We start from the raw sequence: 660 nt of genomic DNA on the forward strand, positions 1-660 counted from the left end.
GACCTGTCCCGCTTCGTCTTCCGCTCCGGCAACCTGATGCGCCCGGTGCAGGAGCTGGCGAAGAGCCGGCCCGCCCGCATCGTCTTCTCCGAGGGTGAGGACGAGCGCACGCTGCGCGCCGTGCAGACCGTGCTGGACGAGGGCACGGCGCTGCCCATCCTCATCGGCCGCGCCGCCGTGGTTGAGGCAAAGGTGAAGGCGCTGGGCCTGCGCATGGCGCTGGGTTCCTCGGTGACGGTGCGGCACCCGACCGAGCAGCCGGAGTTCTTCGCGTCGCTCATCGAGGCCTACGAGCACAAGGTCGGCCGGCGCGGCATTGCGCCCTCGGCCGCCGATCGGCGCTTCTCCAGCCGCCCCGGCGTCGCCGCCGCCATGATGCTGGAGGCCGGCCATGCCGACGCCGCCATCACCGGGGGGCTCGGCGACTGGATGCAGGAATGGGAGGACGCGCTGGACTGCATCGGCAAGCGTCCGGATGTGAGCCGCGCATATGCGCTCTCGGCCTGCATCACCCAGGGCGGCACGCTCTTCTTCGCCGACACGCATCTGCTGCTGGACCCGACGGCCCAGCAGCTCGCCGAGATGACCATGCTGGCCGCCGAGGAGGTGCGCCGCTTCGGCCTGCCGCCCAAGGTGGCGCTGCTGAGCCACTCCTCCTTC

At 71.4% G+C, this 660-nt stretch carries 1 protein-coding gene; it reads left to right on the forward strand.

Going from position 1 to position 660, the window contains the following annotated elements:
• The coding region (locus tag AC1DWF_RS35270; RefSeq protein ID WP_476843112.1) for a phosphate acyltransferase at positions 1-660 on the forward strand (660 nt) is incomplete at both ends.

This window comes from Aminobacter sp. P4_D5 (genome assembly GCF_056401815.1).